The 22,109-nt window shown below is 39.1% G+C and carries 20 protein-coding genes and 1 other annotated feature; of the genes, 18 read left to right on the top strand and 2 right to left on the bottom strand.

The genetic code is table 11. The features are described 5' to 3' along the window. Positions 1-36: 36 nt before the first annotated feature. On the bottom strand, positions 37-510 hold the full coding sequence (locus NST97_RS07690; protein WP_339193183.1) for a LiaF transmembrane domain-containing protein: 474 nt from the start codon (positions 508-510) through the stop codon (positions 37-39). A gap of 195 nt (positions 511-705) precedes the next feature. Between NST97_RS07690 and hemA the strand changes: the two genes are divergently transcribed. From hemA to ysxE, 8 genes are all read left to right on the top strand, one after another. After that, positions 706-2,043 (top strand): glutamyl-tRNA reductase, encoded by a 1,338-nt coding sequence (gene hemA, locus NST97_RS07685; RefSeq protein WP_094246302.1) that lies wholly within the window; start codon positions 706-708, stop codon positions 2,041-2,043. 20 nt (positions 2,044-2,063) lie between these two features. Beyond that, a complete protein-coding gene (locus NST97_RS07680; protein WP_144597675.1) occupies positions 2,064-2,885 on the top strand; it encodes a cytochrome c biogenesis protein in 822 nt (273 codons plus the stop codon). Positions 2,886-2,908: 23 nt separating this feature from the next. Then, complete coding sequence (gene hemC, locus NST97_RS07675; RefSeq protein WP_340881872.1) at positions 2,909-3,850, top strand: hydroxymethylbilane synthase; 942 nt, start codon at positions 2,909-2,911, stop codon at positions 3,848-3,850. Beyond that, on the top strand, positions 3,847-4,644 hold the full coding sequence (locus tag NST97_RS07670; protein ID WP_144597679.1) for a uroporphyrinogen-III synthase: 798 nt from the start codon (positions 3,847-3,849) through the stop codon (positions 4,642-4,644). Before hemC ends, NST97_RS07670 begins: the two co-directional genes overlap by 4 nt. A gap of 3 nt (positions 4,645-4,647) precedes the next feature. Next, complete coding sequence (hemB, locus tag NST97_RS07665; protein WP_339193177.1) at positions 4,648-5,631, top strand: porphobilinogen synthase; 984 nt, start codon at positions 4,648-4,650, stop codon at positions 5,629-5,631. 16 nt (positions 5,632-5,647) lie between these two features. Next, a complete protein-coding gene (hemL, locus tag NST97_RS07660; protein ID WP_144597683.1) occupies positions 5,648-6,931 on the top strand; it encodes a glutamate-1-semialdehyde 2,1-aminomutase in 1,284 nt (427 codons plus the stop codon). Positions 6,932-7,064: 133 nt separating this feature from the next. Further along, entirely contained in the window at positions 7,065-8,207 is a 1,143-nt protein-coding gene (gene spoVID, locus NST97_RS07655; RefSeq protein WP_341343088.1) for a stage VI sporulation protein D, read from the top strand. Between the two features lie 73 nt (positions 8,208-8,280). Then, positions 8,281-9,294 (top strand): spore coat protein YsxE, encoded by a 1,014-nt coding sequence (gene ysxE, locus NST97_RS07650; protein WP_341343087.1) that lies wholly within the window; start codon positions 8,281-8,283, stop codon positions 9,292-9,294. Between the two features lie 18 nt (positions 9,295-9,312). Here the strand turns inward: ysxE and NST97_RS07645 are convergent, their stop codons facing one another. After that, positions 9,313-9,504 carry a hypothetical protein gene (locus tag NST97_RS07645; RefSeq protein WP_063387843.1) on the bottom strand — a complete coding sequence of 64 codons (192 nt, stop codon included), beginning with the start codon at positions 9,502-9,504 and terminating at the stop codon, positions 9,313-9,315. A 146-nt stretch (positions 9,505-9,650) separates the two neighbouring features. Beyond that, positions 9,651-9,873 (top strand) — a binding site (T-box leader). A 53-nt stretch (positions 9,874-9,926) separates the two neighbouring features. Here NST97_RS07645 and NST97_RS07640 point away from each other — a divergent pair. The 10 genes from NST97_RS07640 (at position 9,927) to minD (ending at position 21,988) form a co-directional block, all read left to right on the top strand. Next, positions 9,927-12,569 carry a valine--tRNA ligase gene (locus NST97_RS07640; RefSeq protein ID WP_339210172.1) on the top strand — a complete coding sequence of 881 codons (2,643 nt, stop codon included), beginning with the start codon at positions 9,927-9,929 and terminating at the stop codon, positions 12,567-12,569. 106 nt (positions 12,570-12,675) lie between these two features. Further along, a complete protein-coding gene (locus tag NST97_RS07635) occupies positions 12,676-13,959 on the top strand; it encodes a bifunctional folylpolyglutamate synthase/dihydrofolate synthase (protein ID WP_339210171.1) in 1,284 nt (427 codons plus the stop codon). Positions 13,960-14,083: 124 nt separating this feature from the next. Beyond that, entirely contained in the window at positions 14,084-15,019 is a 936-nt protein-coding gene (locus NST97_RS07630; RefSeq protein WP_339210170.1) for an SPOR domain-containing protein, read from the top strand. Positions 15,020-15,218: 199 nt separating this feature from the next. Continuing rightward, positions 15,219-15,785: a Maf family protein gene (locus NST97_RS07625; protein WP_094246292.1), complete on the top strand. Its 567-nt coding sequence runs from the start codon at positions 15,219-15,221 to the stop codon at positions 15,783-15,785. A gap of 18 nt (positions 15,786-15,803) precedes the next feature. Then, complete coding sequence (gene radC, locus NST97_RS07620; RefSeq protein ID WP_130156096.1) at positions 15,804-16,481, top strand: RadC family protein; 678 nt, start codon at positions 15,804-15,806, stop codon at positions 16,479-16,481. 1,509 nt (positions 16,482-17,990) lie between these two features. Next, positions 17,991-19,013, top strand: a complete 1,023-nt coding sequence (locus NST97_RS07615; protein ID WP_063387942.1) for a rod shape-determining protein — start codon at positions 17,991-17,993, stop codon at positions 19,011-19,013. Between the two features lie 16 nt (positions 19,014-19,029). Then, the gene (gene mreC / locus NST97_RS07610) at positions 19,030-19,914 is read left to right on the top strand and encodes a rod shape-determining protein MreC (RefSeq protein WP_063387943.1); all 885 of its coding nucleotides are present in this window, start codon (positions 19,030-19,032) and stop codon (positions 19,912-19,914) included. Beyond that, positions 19,911-20,429, top strand: coding sequence for a rod shape-determining protein MreD (mreD, locus tag NST97_RS07605; protein ID WP_063387944.1), 519 nt, complete (start codon positions 19,911-19,913; stop codon positions 20,427-20,429). The genes mreC and mreD overlap by 4 nt, the downstream gene beginning before the upstream one ends. 58 nt (positions 20,430-20,487) lie before the next feature. After that, entirely contained in the window at positions 20,488-21,192 is a 705-nt protein-coding gene (minC, locus tag NST97_RS07600) for a septum site-determining protein MinC (protein WP_340881863.1), read from the top strand. Continuing rightward, on the top strand, positions 21,185-21,988 hold the full coding sequence (gene minD / locus NST97_RS07595; RefSeq protein ID WP_063387946.1) for a septum site-determining protein MinD: 804 nt from the start codon (positions 21,185-21,187) through the stop codon (positions 21,986-21,988). Before minC ends, minD begins: the two co-directional genes overlap by 8 nt. Positions 21,989-22,109 lie beyond the last annotated feature (121 nt).

Below are 22,109 nucleotides of genomic sequence, written 5' to 3'. Positions count from 1 at the left end.
AGCTCGAGAAGCTTTACCGCTTCGAGCTGTTTCCTTTTATTTTTTTCTGAAAAACAATAAATACAAACCTGCAATAACAAAAAGAATCGGCCAAAAGGCTTGCCAATTGGAAACGCTCTTTTGAATAAAAGATGTCAAAGCGGACGGAAAATAGTAAAGGAAACTTCCGATCAAAAGAAGGATAAATCCTTGTGCAAACCCGCTTTTTGTTTGAGCAGACCGAATGATGAAAGCAAGGGCAATGATCCAGATCATTGCGGTTAAATCATCAGGCCAGAACGGGAATGATTTTCCCCATAAAAAATGGATGCCAAGGCCAAGCAGCAGAACGGCAGGAACGATTGCTTGGTCATCCTTTTCCGCTTTTGCCTGAACCATAAAGGCGATGCCAAACATGATGAAAAAGAAAGGCAAAGTGTTCATGTTCATATTGAAAAAGAGATCGAAATTTTTCAACAAGAAATAAAGCCCGATCTCCAGCATAATCATAGCAACAAACGTCCAACGCACTTAACGATCACCTCTGTTTTGATGACTTGATTCCGGCTCTCTTTTTTGATAATATTTTTAATGTAATAATTAATATAATTTATATCTGTTTCTTACTTTATCATCATATCATACAGTTTCATATACTGTTCACATTTTTTTGTCGATATTTTGTTATAATAAAGTCAGTATGTATTTGCTTTTGGGGGGTCGGAGATGCATATTTTAGCTGTTGGGTTAAATTATAAAACAGCCCCTGTTGAAATTCGCGAAAGGTTGAGTTTTAGCAGCAATGATTTAGCTTCTGCAATGAAACGGTTGAAGAATGAAAAAAGCATTTTGGAAAACGTGATCGTTTCCACCTGCAACCGGACAGAAATCTATGCAGTTGTTGATCAGCTTCATACAGGGCGTTATTATATAAAAGCATTTTTAGCTGAATGGTTCAATATGGACATTGAGGAGTTCGATTCGTATCTAAAATACTTTGAAAATGAACAGGCTGTTCAGCACTTGTTTCGGGTGGCATGCGGCCTGGATTCTATGATTTTAGGCGAAACGCAAATTTTAGGACAAGTCCGTTCAAGCTTTTTATTAGCTCAAGAACATAACACGATCGGAACGATTTTTAATCAACTGTTTAAACAGGCAGTAACATTGGCTAAAGAAGCCCATTCGGAAACGGAAATCGGTTCAAATGCTGTTTCCGTCAGCTATGCTGCCGTAGAATTGGCAAAAAAAATTTTCGGCGACCTATCGAGCAAGCATGTGCTTATTTTAGGCGCAGGAAAAATGGGAGAGCTTGCCGTACAAAATTTACATGGCAGCGGAGTCAAACAAATTACAGTTATGAACCGTACATTTGAAAAAGCGAATGAATTGGCGAAGCGTTTTTCCGGACAAGCAAAAATGATGTCTGAGCTTCAGTGTGCGCTTATTGAGGCAGATATTTTAATTAGTTCAACAGGTGCAAAGAGTTTTGTGATTTCGAAAGACATGATGTTAGATGTTGAAAAGTTAAGAAAAGGCCGCCCGTTTCTGATGGTGGATATTGCGGTTCCACGCGATTTAGATCCTGCATTGAGTGAAATAGACAGCATTTTTTTATATGATATCGATGATTTGGAAGGAATTGTCGAAGCGAATTTGCAGGAAAGAAAAGAAGCGGCTGAACAAATTGAAATCATGATCGAGCGAGAGGTCTTGGAGTTTTCGAAATGGCTGAATACATTAGGGGTTGTTCCGGTTATTGCTGCATTGAGGGAAAAAGCTCTTCTTATCCAATCGGAAACAATGAAAAGTATTGAACGGAAGCTGCCGAATTTGACAGAACGCGAAAGAAAAATATTAAATAAACATACGAAAAGCATTGTCAATCAAATGTTGAGAGATCCGATTTTAAAAGTGAAAGAGCTGGCTGCTCTTCCAAATGGCGAACAATCTTTGGAATTGTTTAAAGAGATTTTTAATTTAGATTTAGATGAGGAATTAATAGAACAAACTCCTTCCGTTCAATTAAAAACGCATTCAAAAAATGTTTCACTTGAAATGTAAGTGAAAGGAAAAACTAATATATGTTTGATTGGAATATCATTAGATTAAACGAATTGATGATTGTTTTATATGCATTGAGCGTTTTCTTATATTTTATAGATTTTTTGCATCATAACCGGAAGGCAAACAAAATAGCCTTCTGGTTACTTTCTATTGTCTGGGTTTTACAATCCTTTTTTTTATTTTCGCAAATGGCGCAAACGGGCAGATTTCCGGTTTTAAACGTAGCGGAAGGCCTTTATTTTTATGCATGGGTATTGGTCACTCTTTCCCTTGTGATCAACCGGCTGCTTCGAGTCGATTTTATTGTCTTCTTTACGAATGTCATTGGTTTTATCATTATGGCCATCCGGACGTTTGCTCCTTCAGAGGCAGTATCGACTGAAGTATCCAGCAGGTTAATTTCAGAACTGTTATTGATCCATATCACGATGGCGATACTATCATACGGAGCGTTTTCGCTTTCATTTGTTTTTTCCATTCTTTATTTGATACAGCACAACTTATTAAAAAAGAAAAAATGGGGGAAAAGGCTTCATCGCATTCAAGATTTGGCAAAACTGGATTATATGACATATGTTTTAAATATGATCGGTGTACCTATATTGCTATTAGCTCTCATTTTAGGAATGATATGGGCTTATTTAAAGGTGCCAAATTTGAACTGGTATGATGCAAAAGTGATCGGTTCATTTTCTGTTTTAGGCATATACAGTTTTTATTTGTATGCCAGAGTAGTAAAAGAGTGGCAATGGAAAAGAATTGCCTTTTTAAACGTTGCCTCATTTTTAGTGCTGTTAGTTAATTTCTTTTTATTTGGAAGCTTATCGAATTTCCATTAATGCATGTGCTCAGGAGGATGTTTATGCGAAAAATTATTGTCGGGTCAAGGCGAAGTCGGTTAGCAATCGCCCAAACAAATTGGGTGATCGAGAGATTAAAAGAGCTTGGAGCCCCATTTGAATTCGAAATAAAAGAAATTGTCACAAAAGGTGATAAAATAGTTGATGTCACTCTTTCAAAAGTAGGCGGGAAAGGCCTTTTTGTAAAAGAAATTGAGCAGGCTATGCTAAACGGTGATATTGATATGGCCGTGCACAGCATGAAGGATGTGCCGTCTGTCTTGCCGAATGGCTTGACGATCGGCTGCATTCCTAAACGAGAAGATTACCGCGATGTTTTGATTTCGAAGGATTGCCAAACTTTAAGAGATTTGAAAGCTGGCGCTGTTGTTGGAACGAGCAGCTTAAGAAGGAGCGCCCAAATTTTAGCCGTCCGCCCCGATGTAACCGTCCGTTGGATTCGCGGAAATATTGATACGCGTCTAAAGAAGCTGCGGGAAGGCAACGATTATGATGCAATCATTTTAGCAGCAGCAGGTCTTAAACGAATGGGCTGGAAAGACGAATTGGAAAATGCGTACTTTTTACCGCCTGATATGTGCGTTCCGGCAGTCGGTCAGGGAGCTTTGGCGATAGAATGCCGAGAAGATGATCATGAACTGCTTGCAGCTTTAAGAAAACTAAATGACGAACGGACGGAGAAAGCCGTTTTGACAGAGCGGGCTTTTTTGCATGATATGGAAGGAAGCTGTCAAGTGCCTATTGCTGGTTTAGCTCAAGTTGATGAAAATGAAGAAATTGTGTTAACAGCACTTGTTGCATCTCCGAATGGAAAAACGGTATATAAAGAGACGAAAACTGGAAAAGATCCGAATTTACTTGGAAAGGATATGGCAGCACTTCTATCGTCTCAAGGCGCCAAAGAGCTGGTCGAACAAGTGAGAAAGGAGCTAAACCATGAATGAGTGCTGAAAAACCATTGAATGGTTTTAATGTGTTAGTGACGAGAGCGAACAGCCAGGCTGCCGAATTCTCAAAGAAAATTCAAGCGGCGGGAGGCTGTCCTATAGAAGTTCCGTTAATTGCAACAAGGAAAACAGAAACGGATTTCAATGCCCTCCCCGTTTTAAAACAGTTAACATCTAAAGACTGGATTGTTTTTACTAGTGCAAACGGCGTTCAATATTTTTCCGAACATGTAAAAGACTTGTCATTGGAATTAGAAGATCTGAAAAACGTCAACGTTGCTTGTGTCGGTGTAAAGACAAAAAAAGCTGCGGAGAAAATAGGATGGAAGGTTTCTTTATGTCCTGAAGAGTTTCGTGCCGAAAGCTTAGCGGAAGAATTAATCGATCATGTTCGGCAAGACAGCAAAATAGTAATTGCCCGCGGGAATTTGGCACGCACTTATTTACGTGAAGTATTAACAGAAAAAAAGATTTTTTTCTTTGATTTTGTTGTTTATGAAACAATACAATTGTTGGAAAATGAAAAAGAAGTGTTGCATTTGCTTGAAAATAAAACGATTGATTTTATTACGCTGACGAGTTCTTCCACAGCTTCTGCATTTATGCAAATTGTCAAAAGAAACGGGTTGGAAAACAGGATTCAGGATATTGTGTTTGTTTGCATCGGACCGATAACAAGAGATAAATTACTGTCTTATAAAATAAAGTGTACTTGCATTATGCCAGAAAAATATACAATTGATGGAATGCTGGAAAAAATGTGTGCATACGCAGAAAAAAGGGAGGAATAGATCATGCTGAATTTTGCACGGCATAGACGATTGCGGCATACAGCTAATCTGCGGGCTATGGTCAGGGAAACCCGCCTTCATAAAGAAGATTTAATATATCCGATTTTTGTTGTCGAAGGGGAAAATCAAAAAAATCCAGTGCAATCGATGCCGGGAGTTTTTCAAGTTTCATTGGACCGGTTAAATGAAGAAATTGAAGAAGTTGTCAAGCTGGGAATTAAATCAGTTATTTTATTCGGCATTCCTCATGAAAAGGATGAAGTCGGTTCAGGAGCATACCATGATCACGGCATCGTGCAGCGGGCTATCGCTCAAATTAAACAGCAGCATTCTGATCTTGTCGTTATCGCAGATACTTGTCTATGTGAATATACTGATCACGGTCATTGCGGAGTTGTGGAAAACGGGCAAATTGTAAATGATGCTTCGTTAAAATTATTAGCCAAAACAGCTGTCAGCCAGGCAAAAGCCGGGGCGGATATAATTGCTCCATCCAATATGATGGACGGATTTGTCGCAGCCATTCGGGAAGCGCTTGATGAAGAAGGCTTTGTTCATATTCCAATTATGTCATATGCGGTCAAATATGCCAGTGCTTTTTACGGTCCGTTCCGGGAAGCAGCTGAAAGCACGCCGAAATTCGGTGATCGGAAGACGTACCAGATGGATCCGGCTAACAGGCTGGAGGCATTAAGGGAAGCAGAAGCAGATGTTGAACAAGGATGCGATTTTTTAATTGTGAAACCGGCGCTTTCTTATTTAGACATTGTCCGTGATGTTAAAAATCATTTTAACCTTCCTGTCGTTGCTTATAATGTAAGCGGCGAGTACTCAATGATTAAAGCGGCAGCTGAAAATGGATGGATTGATGAAAAAGGCACTGTCCTTGAAATGCTTACAAGCATGAAAAGAGCCGGCGCGGATTTAATGATTACGTACCATGCAAAAGATGTTGCCCGTTGGTTAGATGAACAGTCTGATTATTGAAAAGGGGGCTCATTTCATGAAATATGAACGTTCGATAAAAGCATTTGAAAAAGCGAAGACGTTGATGCCCGGCGGGGTCAACAGCCCTGTGCGCGCGTTTAAATCCGTTCAAATGAATCCGATCTTTATTGAGCGCGGAAAAGGTTCTAAAGTGTATGACATTGATGGCAACGAATATATTGATTATGTTCTTTCATGGGGACCGTTAATTTTAGGACATGCCAATGACAGAGTTGTTGAAGCATTAAAGAAAATAGCGGAACAAGGAACGAGCTTTGGGGCGCCGACCTTGATTGAAAATAAGCTGGCGGAGCTCGTTGTGGAGAGGGTTCCTTCCGTTGAAATTGTGCGGATGGTGAACTCTGGTACGGAAGCGACAATGAGCGCATTGCGCCTTGCCCGCGGATATACGGGAAGAAATAAAATTTTAAAATTTGAAGGATGTTATCATGGCCATGGAGATTCGCTGCTCATTAAGGCTGGATCAGGAGTTGCCACATTAGGGCTTCCGGATAGTCCAGGGGTGCCGGAAGGAATTGCCCAGCATACGATTACTGTTCCATATAATGATTTAGAGAGCGTCCGCTTTGCTTTTGAAAAATTTGGCGAAGACATAGCTGCCGTGATCGTCGAGCCAGTAGCCGGAAATATGGGTGTTGTACCGCCTAAAGAAGGCTTTTTAGAAGGCTTGCGCGAGATCACCAAACAATACGAATCGCTTCTGATTTTTGACGAAGTGATGACCGGTTTTCGCGTTGACTATCATTGCGCCCAAGGATACTTTGGAGTGACTCCGGATTTGACATGTTTGGGGAAAGTCATTGGAGGAGGACTTCCAGTCGGGGCCTATGGCGGACGGGCGGACATCATGGAAAAAATCGCTCCTGTCGGTCCTATCTATCAAGCGGGGACACTTTCAGGAAATCCGCTTGCGATGACAGCCGGATATGAAACACTCATTCAGCTTACACCAGACACATATAAAGAATTTAAAAGAAAAGCGGATAAATTAGAGGAAGGATTGCGCAAAGCTGCTCAGAAATATGAAATCCCTCATACGATTAATAGAGCGGGATCAATGATCGGATTTTTCTTTACAAATGAAGATGTTGTCAATTACGAAAAAGCAAAAACATCAAACCTTGATTTTTTTGCAAAGTATTATCGTGTTATGGCGGATGAAGGCATTTACTTGCCGCCTTCCCAATTTGAAGGAATGTTTCTGTCAACAGAGCATTCGGATGAAGATATTGAAAAAACAATTGAAGCATGTGAAAAAGCTTTTTCGGTTTTGAGATAACGAGCTAAAAGGACTAGCTTCTGATTGAAGCTGGTCCTTTTATTTTTGTTTCCCGTGCATATTTTGCCATCCTCCTTCATACATCTTTAATGGCACGATAAATTAGATTGATTGGAGAAAGGAGGAAGTCCGCATGTCCATTGAAGAAACGTCCGTTTTACGATTTTCGGTAGAGGAATCGGTCTTGTTTCGCCATCATTTTCAACCTTCTGAACTATTGTCCATTTCACTGGAACCTGACATCTCAATTGAAGAACATGATGGATATGTAACGATAAAAGGTGCTCTAGAGCTTTCCGGAGAATACAAATTCGATGGAGAGGAGCAACAGAATGATAAACTTCTTCAAACCTCCTCCATCGCCCGTTATATACAAAATGTAGAAGCGAGAAATGACGGTGTAATGGAATTTAGACACGAGCTTCCGGTCGATATTACAATACCGAAAAAAAGAATTGCCAATTTAGAAGAGGTGTTTGTGGCGATTGAATCATTTGATTATGATTTTCCGGAAGCAAATGGTTTAAAGCTTATAGCTGATCTATCCATTTACGGAATTCGAGAAGAGCAGGCGGAAGAAACTGCTGCAAATGAAGTGGACGAGATCATAGATGCTGAAGCGGAAATCTCATCCGTTCGACAGTCTGATGTAAGGGAAGAAGATGAAACCGAATCAACGATCAAAGAAAATCGTTTCAACGATGAACCAATCAACAAAGCGGAAAATATTGAAAAAGACAATGAACAGAAAAGTCTTAATGAATATTTCGAATTCGATACAGCCGAACGCGATCAAAATGAGCAAATCGAACATGATCGTGATGCTGTTCAAAAGGATGACAATGAAGAGACATCAGACATTGTTTTTATGATGCCATTAAAGAGAGAAGAAGAAACGGAAACGGATTACGATACATTCACTGTTGAAGCGAAGAAAAATCAAGTCAGTTTGGAAGAGAAAGGCCGCATAGAAGAAGAAAAGCCAGTGATCAATAAAATTTCCAATTATGTCGAAAAAGACGATGAAGAAAAAGAATCTGTAAGGAAAAATGATAACACCTTATATTTAACAAAATTGTTTACGAAAAATGAGGAAGAAGAATTTTCTAAATTAAGAATGTACATTGTCCAGCAGGGAGACTCGCTCGAAAATATTTGCGAACGCTACAACATTACGCTTCAGCAGCTCAATCGAGTAAATCAATTTCACCATGATAAAGAGATTAGTGAAGGAGACATTTTATATATCCCGGTTCTTGAAACACAACAAACGTAATTTTTGCAAGCGGCTTGAGAGGGATCCAACCACCTCAAGCTTTTCTTTATTTTCTTTAAAGGCGTGTGGGAAGATGAGCGATGATCTGAAAACGGCCATGAGGATTTTGCAGCATTATCCAATCAAACCGATTTATTTAGAGAAAAAAACAAAAAATGTCTTGAAAATTCATTGTGAAAAAAGAACATATGCTTTAAAACGAACAACGATTAAAAAGCAAAGAAACATTCTAAAATTATATTCAATTTTTCACGACTTTCCATCTTTAGGAATCGTGCCGATTTATAGGACAACGAACGGAAATGTGTTTGTTAATGACTCAACGAAATCGTTTTATTTAATGCCTTGGATGGAAGGTTCAATCGTTGATGAAAAAAATGCCTCAATCCTTTTTTACCACTTAGCGAAACTCCATAAAAAAACAAAACAGGAAATCAACATACCTCTAGTTCAGCTCGAAAATGAGTATCAACAGATTCAGAACAAGTGGAAGAGAAATTTCAACCTGCTGGAAGCATTTATGGAACAAATCGAAAAAAAATGGTATATGTCGCCTTTTGAATTGGCGGTCTTCAGCTATTATTTTGAAACGAGGCAAGCCATCTTATTTGCTGAAGCAAAGCTTGATGAGTGGTATAACGAAATAAAGCAATCCCCTCACATGCGAATTGCACTGAACAAAGTAAATGTCTCCTTATCTCATTTTCTGTTAGATCCAAAAGGGAAAATTTATTTTATTAATATGGAAGATGCAGCATTTGCTACTCCAATTTATGACCTTTTCTTAATGTTTATGAACCTCTCCGAAGCAGAACCAACCGTTAGTGATGAAAATGTGCAATATATATCAGAGTACGAAAAAGTGCTTCCTTTAACAAAAACTGAGAGATTGCTGTTGATAAGCTATTTATCTTATCCAGCCAAATTATTAAAGCTTGTCCGGCAATATCAAAAAAAGAAAAGCGAAAAGGGAGAATTAGAATATTGCAAACAGCTGTTAAGAGCATACTGGCAAATGAAAAATACCGGGTACATTGCTTTAAAATGGAATGAAAAACTAGAAAACGATTCATTGGCATCAGAATGAATGGGGGATCTGTCAGCTTCAACCCCGTTCCATATACAACGCGGCTGCTAGAAATAGTAAAATGGCTAATAAAATAATATCAAACATAGTTGGTAAAAGGATTGTTCGAATTCCCTGAAAAATCGTTAAAGGAACGATGAACTGTTCAAGAGTAGATCGGAATTGTTTAATAAACGATTGAATATAGTATGGTTTTATTTTTTTTCTCATGCTGATCACCTTCAACTTTGTTAATTTATATTATGAAATAAAGAACATTTTGTGATTTTTGTTTAAAGGTTAAGGAAGATGGGGAAAATATTGACGAAAAAAACAATTTTTTAGTACTATTAAATATAGAAATTTATATAGTTTGTGAAAATGTGTTGAAGGGGAGTAGTACAACGAACGACTCCTTCCAGAGAGGGAAATCGCAGGCTGGAAGATTTCCTAGGAGATCCCGTTGGAAAGTCGCCCTGGAGCAGCTTCCTTGAAAGCTTTTAGTAAAGGGAGCCGGCATTAGCCGTTACCTGAAAGAAGTGCACAGACGTATCTGTGAAAAAAGGTGGTACCGCGAAAACATCTCCTTTCGTCCTTTTAGGATGGAAGGAGTTTTTATATTTTAGAATGAAAATAAGGAGGTTTTCATAAATATGTCGAATTCAGAAATCACTCTTTCCCCAAAATACGATCCGAAAACGGTTGAAGAGGATCGGTATGCATTTTGGCTCGAGGGAAAATTTTTTGAAGCAAAAGATGATGAGGGGAAAACTCCTTTCACGATCGTTATTCCTCCGCCAAACGTCACCGGTAAGCTTCACCTTGGACATGCATGGGATACAACTCTTCAAGATATTATTACCCGAATGAAGCGAATGCAAGGGTACGATGTTTTGTGGCTGCCAGGGATGGATCATGCGGGAATCGCCACACAAGCCAAGGTGGAAGCAAAACTGCGCGAAGAAGGGAAAAGTCGGTATGATCTCGGGCGGGAAAAATTTGTAGAAGAAACATGGAAATGGAAGGAAGAATATGCAGACCATATTCGCAAACAATGGGCAAAATTAGGCCTAGGTCTTGACTACACAAGAGAGAGGTTCACCCTTGATGAAGGTCTTTCAAAAGCTGTAAGAGAGGTTTTTGTATCGCTTTATAAAAAAGGTCTTATTTACCGAGGAGAGTACATTATTAACTGGGATCCGGTGACAAAAACAGCCCTTTCCGATATCGAAGTCATTTATAAAGAAGTGAAAGGGGCACTTTATCATTTAAAATATCCGCTGGCTGATGGATCCGGATATATTGAAGTCGCGACCACTCGCCCGGAAACGATGCTTGGGGATACAGCAGTGGCAGTTCATCCTGATGATGATAGGTATAAGCATTTAATCGGAAAAACAGTGAAGCTGCCAATAACAGGACGGGAAATTCCGATCGTCGCAGATGAATATGTCGATATGGAATTCGGTTCAGGAGCAGTAAAAATAACTCCTGCACACGATCCGAACGACTTTGAAATCGGAAACCGCCACAATTTAGAAAGAATATTAGTCATGAATGAAGACGGGACAATGAATGAAAAAGCGGGAAAATATGAAGGAATGGATCGCTTTGAATGCCGGAAGCAGTTGGTGAAAGACCTGCAGGAGGAAGGAATTTTATTTAAAATTGAAGAGCATATCCATTCCGTAGGCCATAGTGAACGAAGCGGAGCAGTTATCGAGCCGTATTTATCAACTCAATGGTTTGTGAAAATGAAGCCTTTGGCCGAAGCTGCTTTGAACCTTCAGAAAACAGAAGGGAAAGTTCATTTTATTCCTGAACGATTTGAAAAAACGTATTTGCATTGGCTGGAAAACATTCGCGACTGGTGTATTTCCCGTCAGTTATGGTGGGGACATCGCATTCCAGCTTGGTATCATAAGGAAACAGGCGAAGTTTATGTTGATCATGAGCCGCCTAAAGATATTGAAAATTGGGAGCAGGATCCAGATGTGTTAGATACATGGTTCAGCTCTGCTTTATGGCCGTTTTCAACAATGGGCTGGCCTGATAAAGAGGCAAAAGATTATAAACGCTATTATCCGACAGATGTCCTTGTTACCGGGTATGACATTATTTTCTTTTGGGTTTCGCGGATGATTTTCCAAGGATTGGAGTTTACTGGGAAAAGACCGTTTAAAGATGTTTTGATTCATGGACTTGTGCGCGATTCAGAAGGAAGAAAAATGAGCAAATCATTAGGCAATGGCGTCGATCCGATGGATGTTATTGACAAATACGGTGCGGACTCTTTGCGCTACTTTTTAGCTACCGGCTCAAGCCCAGGACAGGATTTAAGATTTAGCTTTGAAAAAGTAGAAGCCGTGTGGAATTTTGCCAATAAAATATGGAACGCCTCCCGCTTTGTACTGATGAATTTGAACGGTTTAACATATGAAGAAATTGATTTAAACGGAAAAAAATCAGTGGTAGATAAATGGATTCTCACACGGTTAAATGAAACGATTGAGCTTGTCACAAGACTTGCGGAAAAATATGAATTTGGCGAAGCCGGTCGGGTGCTGTACAATTTTATTTGGGATGATTTTTGCGACTGGTATATTGAAATGGCAAAAATTCCGCTGTACGGAAATGATGAGGAAGCGAAAAAGACAACTCGTTCCGTTTTGGCATATGTGTTAGATCAAACATTGCGACTCCTTCATCCTTTTATGCCGTTTATAACAGAAGAAATTTGGCAGCACCTTCCTCATCAGGGAGAATCGATTACAATTGCTTCATGGCCGGTTGTACGTCAGGAGCTTTCTGATGAAAAAGCTGCAAACGAAATGAAGCTTCTAGTTGATGTGATTCGCTCAGTCCGTAATATTCGCGCTGAAGTGAACACACCGATGAAGAAGCAGGTGGATATGATCATTCATGCTCATAGTGAAGAAGTTAAAAACCAGTTGGAGAAAAACCGCAGCTATTTAGAGAGATTTTGCAATCCTAGCTCATTAACAATTGATACAAACATTGATGCTCCTGACAAGGCTATGACAGCTGTTGTGAGCGGGGCAGAAGTATTTCTTCCTCTTGAAGGACTCATTAATGTGGAAGAAGAAATCAAACGGCTTGAAAAAGAATTAGAGAAATGGAATAAAGAAGTCGAGCGCGTTCAGAAAAAGCTTGCCAATGAAGGATTTATTAAAAAAGCACCGAAAGAAGTCGTAGAAGAAGAGCGGGCAAAAGAAAAGGACTATTTAGAAAAACAGCAGGCGGTGTTAAAACGACTTCAGGAGCTGAAAGGCTAAAACAAATCCGGGTATGCCCCGGATTTTCTTCCATCAAAACGTTTATGATACATCCGGTCATTCAAATTCATTGAAAATGTTCGAGAGTTCAAGGAGGGGAATTTATATGTTTCAAACATATGAAGAAGCACTCAAGTGGATACATTCCCGCCTAACCTTTGGAATAAAGCCTGGTCTCCAGCGAATGGAATGGATGATGGAAAAGCTTGATCATCCGGAAAGAAGATGCCGCTTCATTCATGTAGCCGGAACAAACGGGAAAGGATCAACGATTGCTTTTATGCAAGAGGTGTTAAAAGCCGCTGAATATAAAGTAGGTGCTTTCACCTCGCCTTATTTGGAATCATTCAATGAACGAATTACGATAGATGGCAATCCCATTTCTGAAGAGGAAATATTGCAGCTATCCAATGTGATCAAACCGGTTGTTGACGAGCTTGAGAAAACGGAGCTTGGAGCACCGACAGAGTTTGAAGTCATTACTGCGATGATGTTTTATTATTTTGGTAAAATCAACGTGCCGGATGTTGTTTTATTAGAAACAGGACTCGGGGGAAAATGGGATTCTACGAATATTGCGAATCCTATTCTTTCAGTGATTACAATGATTGGACATGATCATTTAAACATCCTTGGCTCAACGATAGAAGAGATTGCAGAGCAAAAGGCAGGCATTATTAAAAACGGAGTTCCTGTCATTACAGCTGTGGAACAAAAGGAAGCCCTTGATGTCATTGAGCGTGTTGCAAAAGAAAAAAAAGCAAAGCATTATTGGCTCACTAGGGATTTTCACGCAGGAGATTTTGATGAATTTTTTGTACAAACCCCCTTTAAACGATATAACAGCCTTTCATTACAGATGAAAGGAAACCATCAAGCGATCAATGCTGCACTGAGTGTCATGACGCTTGATTATTTAAGAGTTTATTATTCGTTTATCATTGAGGAAGAGCATATACAGGAAGGACTGAAGCGCACTTTTTGGAAAGGGCGGTTTGAAGAAGTAAAGGAAAAACCGAGAGTCATTTTGGACGGAGCACATAATCCGGAAGGAATGGCAGCGTTGAAAGAAACTGTACAAAAGTTTTACCCTGATAAGAAAATCATCATGTTATTTTCGTGTGTGAAGGACAAGCAATATAAAGAAATGATCAAGCAGGCTGCACAAACGGCAAATCGAATCATTTTTACAACCTTTCATTTCCCGAAAGCAGCTGATGCGAAAGAATTATACGAGGCTTGCGACATGAAGGATAAAGAGTATGAAGACAATTGGGAGCTTGCCTATGAAAAGATTATCAACACAATGGATGACGAAACGGTTCTCATTATTACAGGTTCCCTTTATTTTATCGGTGAAGTGAGAAAACATATAAAACATAGCTCATGAGTACGAGGATGTCGAAAAATAACGACAACAATTATGAACGAGGCGACAAATGTCTCGTTCTTTTTTATTTTACATATGTTAGCATAAAAAAAAGTTTGTCCAGCAAAAAAGGGCGGTGATCATTTTGGACAAGCCATCATCGAAAATAACCATTAAAATCAACGGTCAGGAAAACAATTTTTCCAACGATACGAATGTTTCTGCTGAAACAAGTGAAACTGGCAAACAATTAAAAGTATCCAGCTGGGAGGAAAAGGTGAAGGCTGAAAAAGAAATGGCAGCATCAGAGGATAAGAACGAAGAGGAGACATCTTTTCCTTGGATTTTGCCGGATGATGAGGAGGATAAGAAAGAAAACCCGAAAATAGCCTTCTCAAAGAACCATAGCAGAACGCTGCCTCCTAAAATAAAAAATTATGTGATATCGATCATATTTGCTGTTATTCTTGGACTGAGTTTTGGGGTTTTAGCCCTGCAATTTATTTCAAACGATTCAATGCCTGTATCATCTGAATTGAGGGATGTGTCAAAGTCTCCTCACAGACAGAACGTTAGCAATGCTTCAGCGCCAAGCGGTGCGGAAAACATCGTTTTTGAAGTTTATATGGTACAAGCCGGAAAATTTACAAAAAAAGAAGGGGCGGAAACCGTCAGCGGGCAGATAAAGGCTAAAGGATTGCCTTCTGTTATCGTTTCACAAGGCGGCGATCATTACGTATTCATTGGGGCAGCGTTGGATAAAAAGACAGCAGAAGAGTTGAAAAACATGGCTGAATCACATCAAATTGAAACGTTTGTGAAAAAGATGAAATGGGAAGGAAAGGTGGAAAACGAAAAAACAAAAACGGTCGTTGAGGAGATGCTGAAGCTGTCTTCGTCTTTTGTGAATGGAACCGCCCCGGAACAAGAGAAAGTAGAGTCATTATTAAATGAGGCTGGTCAAATAAAAGACGATTCAATTTTGGCAGCAGTAAAAAAACTGCAAACAGAAAAATCGGCAAATGAACAGCTATGGAGCCTGCAGCAGTCGCTGCTAGATTTTTTTGAAAAACTTTCTTGATAACGGGAAAGCGTTTGCTCGAGCATTCGTTTTCTTTTTTTATTTTCACAAGCAGTTTTCCTTAGATAATGTAGTTTTTTCTGTAAATTGAATAAATGTTTTTATTAATGGCGATTAGATAATTCTTTTTTGAAAAATTGTTTGCAAAAGCCTTTTTTGATAACATACGGATAGTATTGGTTGAAAGGATGAAATAAAAATGGAACGCCTCATACTTGCATCAAGCTCTCCGCGAAGAAAAGAACTCCTCAAGCTGTTAGGAATACCATTTGCTGTGATTGAAAGCAATTTGGAAGAGAGGCTGGACGAAGAAGCTGAACCCGAAAAAGCCATTCAAAAACTTGCCTTTCAAAAAGCCTTTCATGTAGCCGAAAGGTATAAAGATGCATATGTCATCGGAGCAGATACGGCGGTGATCCTCGAAAATCGAATACTAGGAAAACCGAAAGACCGCCGTGACGCCTATTACATGTTAAAATCACTTTCTGGGAAAACACATACTGTTTTAACAGCAGTTTCGATTATTCATGGTGAAAAGCATACAACATTTTCTGAATCAACAAAAGTTACTTTTTGGCCGCTTTCAGACGATGAAATCCTGGAATACATTGAGACAAACGAACCGATGGACAAGGCGGGTGCTTATGGAATTCAACATTTCGGCTCATTGCTAGTGAAAAAAATTGATGGCGATTATTTTACAGTTGTCGGTCTTCCTGTTTCAAGACTGTACAGAGAATTAAAAAATTTTGGATTTCACTGGTAACAAACAAGGGGGAAAGATATGCTCGCTATTCGAGATTTTCCAGAAGAAGAAAGACCGAGGGAACGATTGATACACAACGGACCAAAAGGCCTTTCCAACCATGAACTGCTGGCAATTTTATTGAGAACAGGGACAAAGGGAGAATCAGTGCTTGAACTGGCGAATAAGCTTTTAAAAACATTCGGCGGTCTTAGAATGTTAAAAGAGGCGTCAGTTCAGGAAATTATGGGCATACCCGGCATTGGAAAAGCAAAAGCGGTGCAAATTATAGCAGCATTAGAGTTGGGAAAAAGAATTCATCAGCTCGCATACGAAGATCGGTATGTCATTCGTTCTCCGCAAGATGCCTCCAATTATGTCATGGAAGAAATGCGCTTTTTAAAACAAGAGCATTTCGTAGGTTTATATTTAAACACAAAAAACCAAGTGCTGCATAAGCAAACGATTTTCATTGGCAGTTTAAATACATCAATTGTTCACCCAAGAGAAGTCTTCAAGGAGGCATTGAAATGTTCAGCTGCATCTTTTATTTGTATCCATAATCATCCATCAGGAGATCCCTCCCCAAGCAAAGAGGATATTGAAGTCACGAGGCGCTTGTCCGAATGCGGAAAGCTGATCGGGATTGAACTTTTAGATCATATCATAATCGGAGAGCGTAAATACGTCAGTTTAAAAGAAAAGGGATATTTATAACGTTTTTTTAAAAGGTTCTATGTCAATTGTTGGGGTGCACTGGATATGAAGTGCACCTCTTTTTATGATGTGTGAAGATTAGATCTATGAAATTATTGATAAATGACTTCCAATTTTTTAAGCTTAAAAATGACATTCGCAGTTTTATGAATTTTTATCTTTGAATATCTATTGCTGATGGAGAATGGCTTGATATATAATCAATAGCATCCCTTTACTTTATTGGAAAACTTTCATATATAAGGTTCTATTTTATATTACTCATATGATGCTCCTGTCTTTTATAATGAATTGTAAGGAAGCATGTTTTCATTTAAGATTACAGACTTCTGAAGTTAAGATCCTCGTCGCACTGCTGCCTATGTGATTGTGCACTTGAATTTGTATTGATGTTCTTTTTTTGGCAACTGCATCAGACCAGCTAACTTATTATTGAAAAATAACAATTCATTTTACTCTAGTCATTCTACCTCAGTTCCAGCAACAAAGTTTTATGAAAACCACTTATATGTATAATCATTACATTTCACCCAAAATTTTGTCATTGCGAAAAAGGAGTTATTTTTACACACTTTATATGGTTAAAAAACTTATTTTCCCGAGTTATAAATGGGTGAAAAAGTATGCCTTCATTTAAAATCAATCCTAACACGTATTACAGTTAATAGCTTTGGATTCTGAACTGCTAGCGCTTTTTCGGACAGATTTTTGCGCTTCTAGACACGTAATGCGAACAACCACCGTCTTGCTGAATTTGCAGGGGGACAGATGGGAGACAGCACAACGGTATATAACATACTGACCAGTCTCGCAAAGTACGATAAAAAGCTGCTTGAAGCGGGGCAGTGACGTTATTACAACGCATAAGTGCATGATAAAAGGAATTTCAAAAAACATTTGCACGGCCTCGCGGGCTCCAAATGATGTCCGCATTACAAAGGGTTTGCGACATAAGAAGAGCCAAAGTTGGAGAAAAAGCTCATATTTTAGTGATTTTCAATAATAGATGAACTTGAAACTTCGGCAGAATTGTTATGTAATACTTTATTGGAGTCATTTGAATTGAAACACAATCAACTGAAAAAACCATTATTTTTTATGACATTCTAAACCGTCGCTAATAAAGAGTGCAAAGGGGGGATTTGTAAACATAAAATAATATTTTTTGTATGGACTTGTAATATTTTTAAGTTATTATTCTCAATGGATAAATTAAATCAAGGTTTTCATACGGGCGGTATATGCTGTGACATCTATTTTTCATCCTCTATTCTCCACTAGGAAAATTTTTTAGTAAAAATTTTTGAGGCGTCCAACACAATGATCAGCTTTTCATCAAGTTTCATGAAAAATACCTCGCAAATTTTTATTTTACGCAGGGTATTGATAGCACTTTTTTTTTTGAAAAATTACGTTATAATATAATTTATGGGTTTTTTCAATAATGATTAGACATTTACATGAATATAAAAACGTATTTATTTTGGAAGAAAGGGAGATACAACAGCTATGTTTGGAATTGGTACGAGAGACCTTGGAATAGATTTAGGGACAGCCAATACGTTAGTGTTTGTGAAGGGAAAAGGTATTGTAGTGCGTGAACCATCTGTTGTTGCTTTGCAAACTGATACAAAGCAAATTGTTGCAGTTGGTAATGATGCAAAAAATATGATCGGGCGTACGCCTGGAAATGTTGTAGCACTTCGACCAATGAAAGACGGAGTGATTGCTGATTATGAAACGACTGCTACGATGATGAAATACTACATAAAACAGGCAACAAAAAATGCAGGTATTTTTTCGCGAAAACCTTATGTGATGGTTTGTGTTCCTTCGGGAATAACTGCGGTTGAAGAACGTGCGGTCATTGATGCAACGAGACAAGCAGGCGCTAGAGATGCGTATACGATCGAAGAGCCATTTGCGGCTGCTATTGGAGCCAACCTTCCAGTTTGGGAACCGACCGGAAGCATGGTTGTAGACATCGGCGGGGGAACAACGGAAGTTGCCATCATTTCTCTCGGCGGAATTGTGACAAGCCAATCTATCCGTGTTGCCGGTGATGAAATGGATGAAGCCATCATTAACTATATCCGTAAAACCTACAACTTAATGATTGGTGATCGGACAGCGGAAGCGGTGAAGCTTGAAATCGGTTCTGCAAGCGCTCCGGAAGGTGTTGAAAACATGGAAATTCGCGGAAGAGATTTGTTAACAGGCCTTCCGAAAACGATTGAAATTACTGCGACAGAAATTTCAGAGGCATTACGCGATACTGTCTATGCGATCGTAGATGCTGTAAAAATTACTTTGGAAAAAACTCCGCCTGAACTTGCGGCGGATATTATGGATCGAGGAATTGTTTTAACGGGTGGGGGCGCCCTTCTTCGCAATTTAGACAAAGTTATAAGCGACGAAACGAAAATGCCTGTAATCATTGCGGAAAATCCTCTTGATTGTGTAGCGGTCGGAACAGGAAAAGCTCTTGAACATATCCACCTATTCAAAAATCGTACAAAAGACCACAGATAAGTTAGAGGTGTAAATCATGCCACAATTTTTTCTAAATAAACGATTAATTGTGCTCCTTGTCGGGATCATTATTTTGGTGGCATTGATTGGTTTTTCCCTAAAGGAAGACCGCAATCTTTCGTGGCAGGAGAAGTTTATTCAAGATTCGGTTGGACTAGTCCAGAAGGTATTTCATCAGCCCGCACAATATATTGCGGGCTTCTTTGAGAATTTGAATCATTTAAAAAATACATACGAAGAAAACGAGCTGCTTCGCAAACAACTGAATAATTATATTCAATTGGAGGAAAAGCTGCAGGAATTAGAACAGGAAAACAAACAATTAAAAGAAGAATTAAAATTATCTGCTGATAACGATATAAGAAAATATAAGTCGATCCAAGGGACAGTCATCGCAAGAAATCCTGATCGTTGGCATGATTATATCAAAATTGATAAAGGCGAACAGCACGGAATCAAAAAAGACATGGCGGTTATAACGGCAAAAGGATTGATCGGGAAAGTGAAAAATACTTCTGAATTTACGTCCACCGTTCAGCTTTTAAGTGCTTCCGACAGAAAAAACCGGATTTCAGCAATGGTTCATACGAATAACGGAAAGGTATTCGGCCTCATTGTCGGCTACAGTGAGCAGGAAAATGCTCTTGAAATGAACATCATTGAATCAAATGCTCAAATCAAAGAAAATCAAATTGTAGCGACTTCTGGCCTTGGCGGAGTGTTTCCTGAAGGTTTAGTGATCGGAAAAGTAAAAAAAGTCGAACTTGATTCGTACGGATTAACAAAGATAGCTTATATAACCCCATCAGCTGACTTTTATGATATAGATCGTGTCATGATCATCGAGCGGGTTCTTCCAACAGTTGATATCAATCAATTGGAAGAGGAGGAAGACTCTTGAGAACGTTTTTCCTCCCCGTAATGGTTATGTTTATTTTCGTATTGGAAAGCATCATCGTTGATCTTGTTCCGATCCCTTTTCTTTCAGATCACCAAGTGGCAGTTCCCCATCTTTTACTATTGATGATTGTCATCTTGGCAGCGTACGGCTCTCGGAAAATTGCCGTCATTTATGGAATTGTTTTCGGTTTATTGTTCGATGTTGTTTACACGCAAGTTATCGGCATATATGCTTTCGCATTTCCAACCTTGGCATATTTAGTGATGCAAGCTTTGCGGGTGCTCAATCCCAATATTTTTGTTTTAATTTTTTTAACTGAGCTTTCCGTTGCATTGCTTGAATTTTTCACATACGGTATTTATTTACTAATCGGGATGACAGCTGTTCCTCTGCAATTGTTTACAATTGATCGCCTGCTACCGACACTTGCTCTGAATTTTGTATTAGCTTGTGTGTTAATCTATCCTTTAAAGAAATTCGTTTTGGGCTTGAAAATAGGTGAACACAACGATTAAGTTTTAAAGTTTGATAGAGGAGTTTTTGTTATTGCTGTCGAAATAGATTTTTGTTGGGGTGAACTTCGTGAAAGCTCAAAGACCATATTATGTAACGATTAAAGGCACAAAGGATGGATTGACATTATATTTAGATGATTCCTGTTCGTTTCATGATATTGTGAATGAACTGGATTCGATGCTCTCCAAAAGGCAGTATGTTCAGGAAAATGAACCGATGATCAGGGTGACGATAAAGGCTGGAAATCGTTTTTTGACGGAGGAACAAGAAGAGAAAATAAAAGACGTAATAAGAAAAAAAAGAAATTTAATTGTCGATGCAATTGATTCAAATGTCATCTCAAAGGAAGAGGCGTTGAAGTGGAAAGAGGAAGCAGATGTTATCTCAGTTGCTAAAATCGTCCGTTCTGGGCAAGTGTTGAAAATTAGAGGGGATTTGTTGCTGATAGGAGATGTCAATCCTGGCGGGACAGTCATGGCAACGGGCAATATTTTTGTCATGGGGGCTTTAAAAGGCATAGCTCATGCTGGTTTTGAAGGGAATCGAAATGCAGTGATTGCCGCCTCCTTGATGAAGCCGACACAGCTGAGGATCTCCGATATTTTAAGTAGGCCACCCGATCAGAAGGAGCCATCATTTCGAAATGATATGGAATGTGCATATATTGATGAAAATGGGACAATCATTATTGAACGGATTCAACAATTAGCTCATCTGAGACCCAATTTAACTAGGCTTGAAGGGGGAATAATGAATGGGTGAGGCAATTGTGGTCACTTCTGGCAAGGGCGGGGTCGGCAAAACAACAACGTCTGCAAATGTTGGTACAGCCCTTGCCATTATGGGAAAGAAAGTTTGTCTAGTAGATACAGATATCGGCTTGCGGAACCTCGATGTTGTCATGGGATTGGAAAACAGGATTATTTATGATTTAGTTGATGTTGTCCAAGAACGATGCAAAATTCATCAAGCTCTCGTAAAAGATAAACGCTTTAATGATTTTCTTTATTTGCTGCCTGCAGCGCAAACTAGCGATAAAACTGCCGTAACACCTGAGCAGATGAAAAAATTAATTGACCAGCTAAAACAAGATTTTGATTATATTATTATCGACTGTCCTGCCGGGATTGAACAAGGATATAAAAATGCCGTATCCGGTGCGGATCAAGCGATTGTCGTGACAACACCAGAAGTTTCCGCTGTGAGAGATGCGGATCGAATTATCGGTTTGCTGGAGAAGGAAGATATTGAGCCGCCACGATTAATTATTAATCGGATCCGAAATCATTTAATGAAAAACGGTGATATGCTGGATGTCGATGAAATTGTCAGCCATCTGTCTATTGATTTGTTGGGGATTGTAATTGATGATGATGAGGTAATAAAAGCGTCTAATAATGGGGAACCGATTGTAATGAACCCGGACAATCGTGCTTCCATTGCCTACCGCAATATTGCGAGAAGAATTTTAGGTGAAGCGGTTCCGCTTCAATCATTAGATGAGCCTGAAAAAGGTGTTATCGCAAAAATCAAAAAATTTTTTGGAGTACGTGCTTAATCCTAATCAATTTAAAAATCACACTTCCTTGAATAAGGCATTAGCTTTTTTCTTTGCACACATTAGAATCACTGCCATCACACTGATATATCTCCCACCTGCTGATCGTTTTTTTCTTCTA

It is taken from the genome of Aeribacillus sp. FSL K6-1305, from assembly GCF_038050115.1.
In the GTDB taxonomy this organism is placed as follows: domain Bacteria; phylum Bacillota; class Bacilli; order Bacillales; family Aeribacillaceae; genus Aeribacillus; species Aeribacillus composti.
This window is presented reverse-complemented; position numbering and strand designations above follow the sequence as displayed.

Coding starts and splice junctions, on each gene's coding strand:
- hemA (WP_094246302.1), top strand. CDS start 706: ATGCATATTTTAGCTGTTGGGTTAAATTATAAAACAGCCCCTGTTGAA.
- NST97_RS07680 (WP_144597675.1), top strand. CDS start 2,064: ATGTTTGATTGGAATATCATTAGATTAAACGAATTGATGATTGTTTTA.
- hemC (WP_340881872.1), top strand. CDS start 2,909: ATGCGAAAAATTATTGTCGGGTCAAGGCGAAGTCGGTTAGCAATCGCC.
- NST97_RS07670 (WP_144597679.1), top strand. CDS start 3,847: ATGAGTGCTGAAAAACCATTGAATGGTTTTAATGTGTTAGTGACGAGA.
- hemB (WP_339193177.1), top strand. CDS start 4,648: ATGCTGAATTTTGCACGGCATAGACGATTGCGGCATACAGCTAATCTG.
- hemL (WP_144597683.1), top strand. CDS start 5,648: ATGAAATATGAACGTTCGATAAAAGCATTTGAAAAAGCGAAGACGTTG.
- spoVID (WP_341343088.1), top strand. CDS start 7,065: ATGTCCATTGAAGAAACGTCCGTTTTACGATTTTCGGTAGAGGAATCG.
- ysxE (WP_341343087.1), top strand. CDS start 8,281: ATGAGCGATGATCTGAAAACGGCCATGAGGATTTTGCAGCATTATCCA.
- NST97_RS07645 (WP_063387843.1), bottom strand. CDS start 9,504: ATGAGAAAAAAAATAAAACCATACTATATTCAATCGTTTATTAAACAA.
- NST97_RS07640 (WP_339210172.1), top strand. CDS start 9,927: ATGTCGAATTCAGAAATCACTCTTTCCCCAAAATACGATCCGAAAACG.
- NST97_RS07635 (WP_339210171.1), top strand. CDS start 12,676: ATGTTTCAAACATATGAAGAAGCACTCAAGTGGATACATTCCCGCCTA.
- NST97_RS07625 (WP_094246292.1), top strand. CDS start 15,219: ATGGAACGCCTCATACTTGCATCAAGCTCTCCGCGAAGAAAAGAACTC.
- radC (WP_130156096.1), top strand. CDS start 15,804: ATGCTCGCTATTCGAGATTTTCCAGAAGAAGAAAGACCGAGGGAACGA.
- NST97_RS07615 (WP_063387942.1), top strand. CDS start 17,991: ATGTTTGGAATTGGTACGAGAGACCTTGGAATAGATTTAGGGACAGCC.
- mreC (WP_063387943.1), top strand. CDS start 19,030: ATGCCACAATTTTTTCTAAATAAACGATTAATTGTGCTCCTTGTCGGG.
- minD (WP_063387946.1), top strand. CDS start 21,185: ATGGGTGAGGCAATTGTGGTCACTTCTGGCAAGGGCGGGGTCGGCAAA.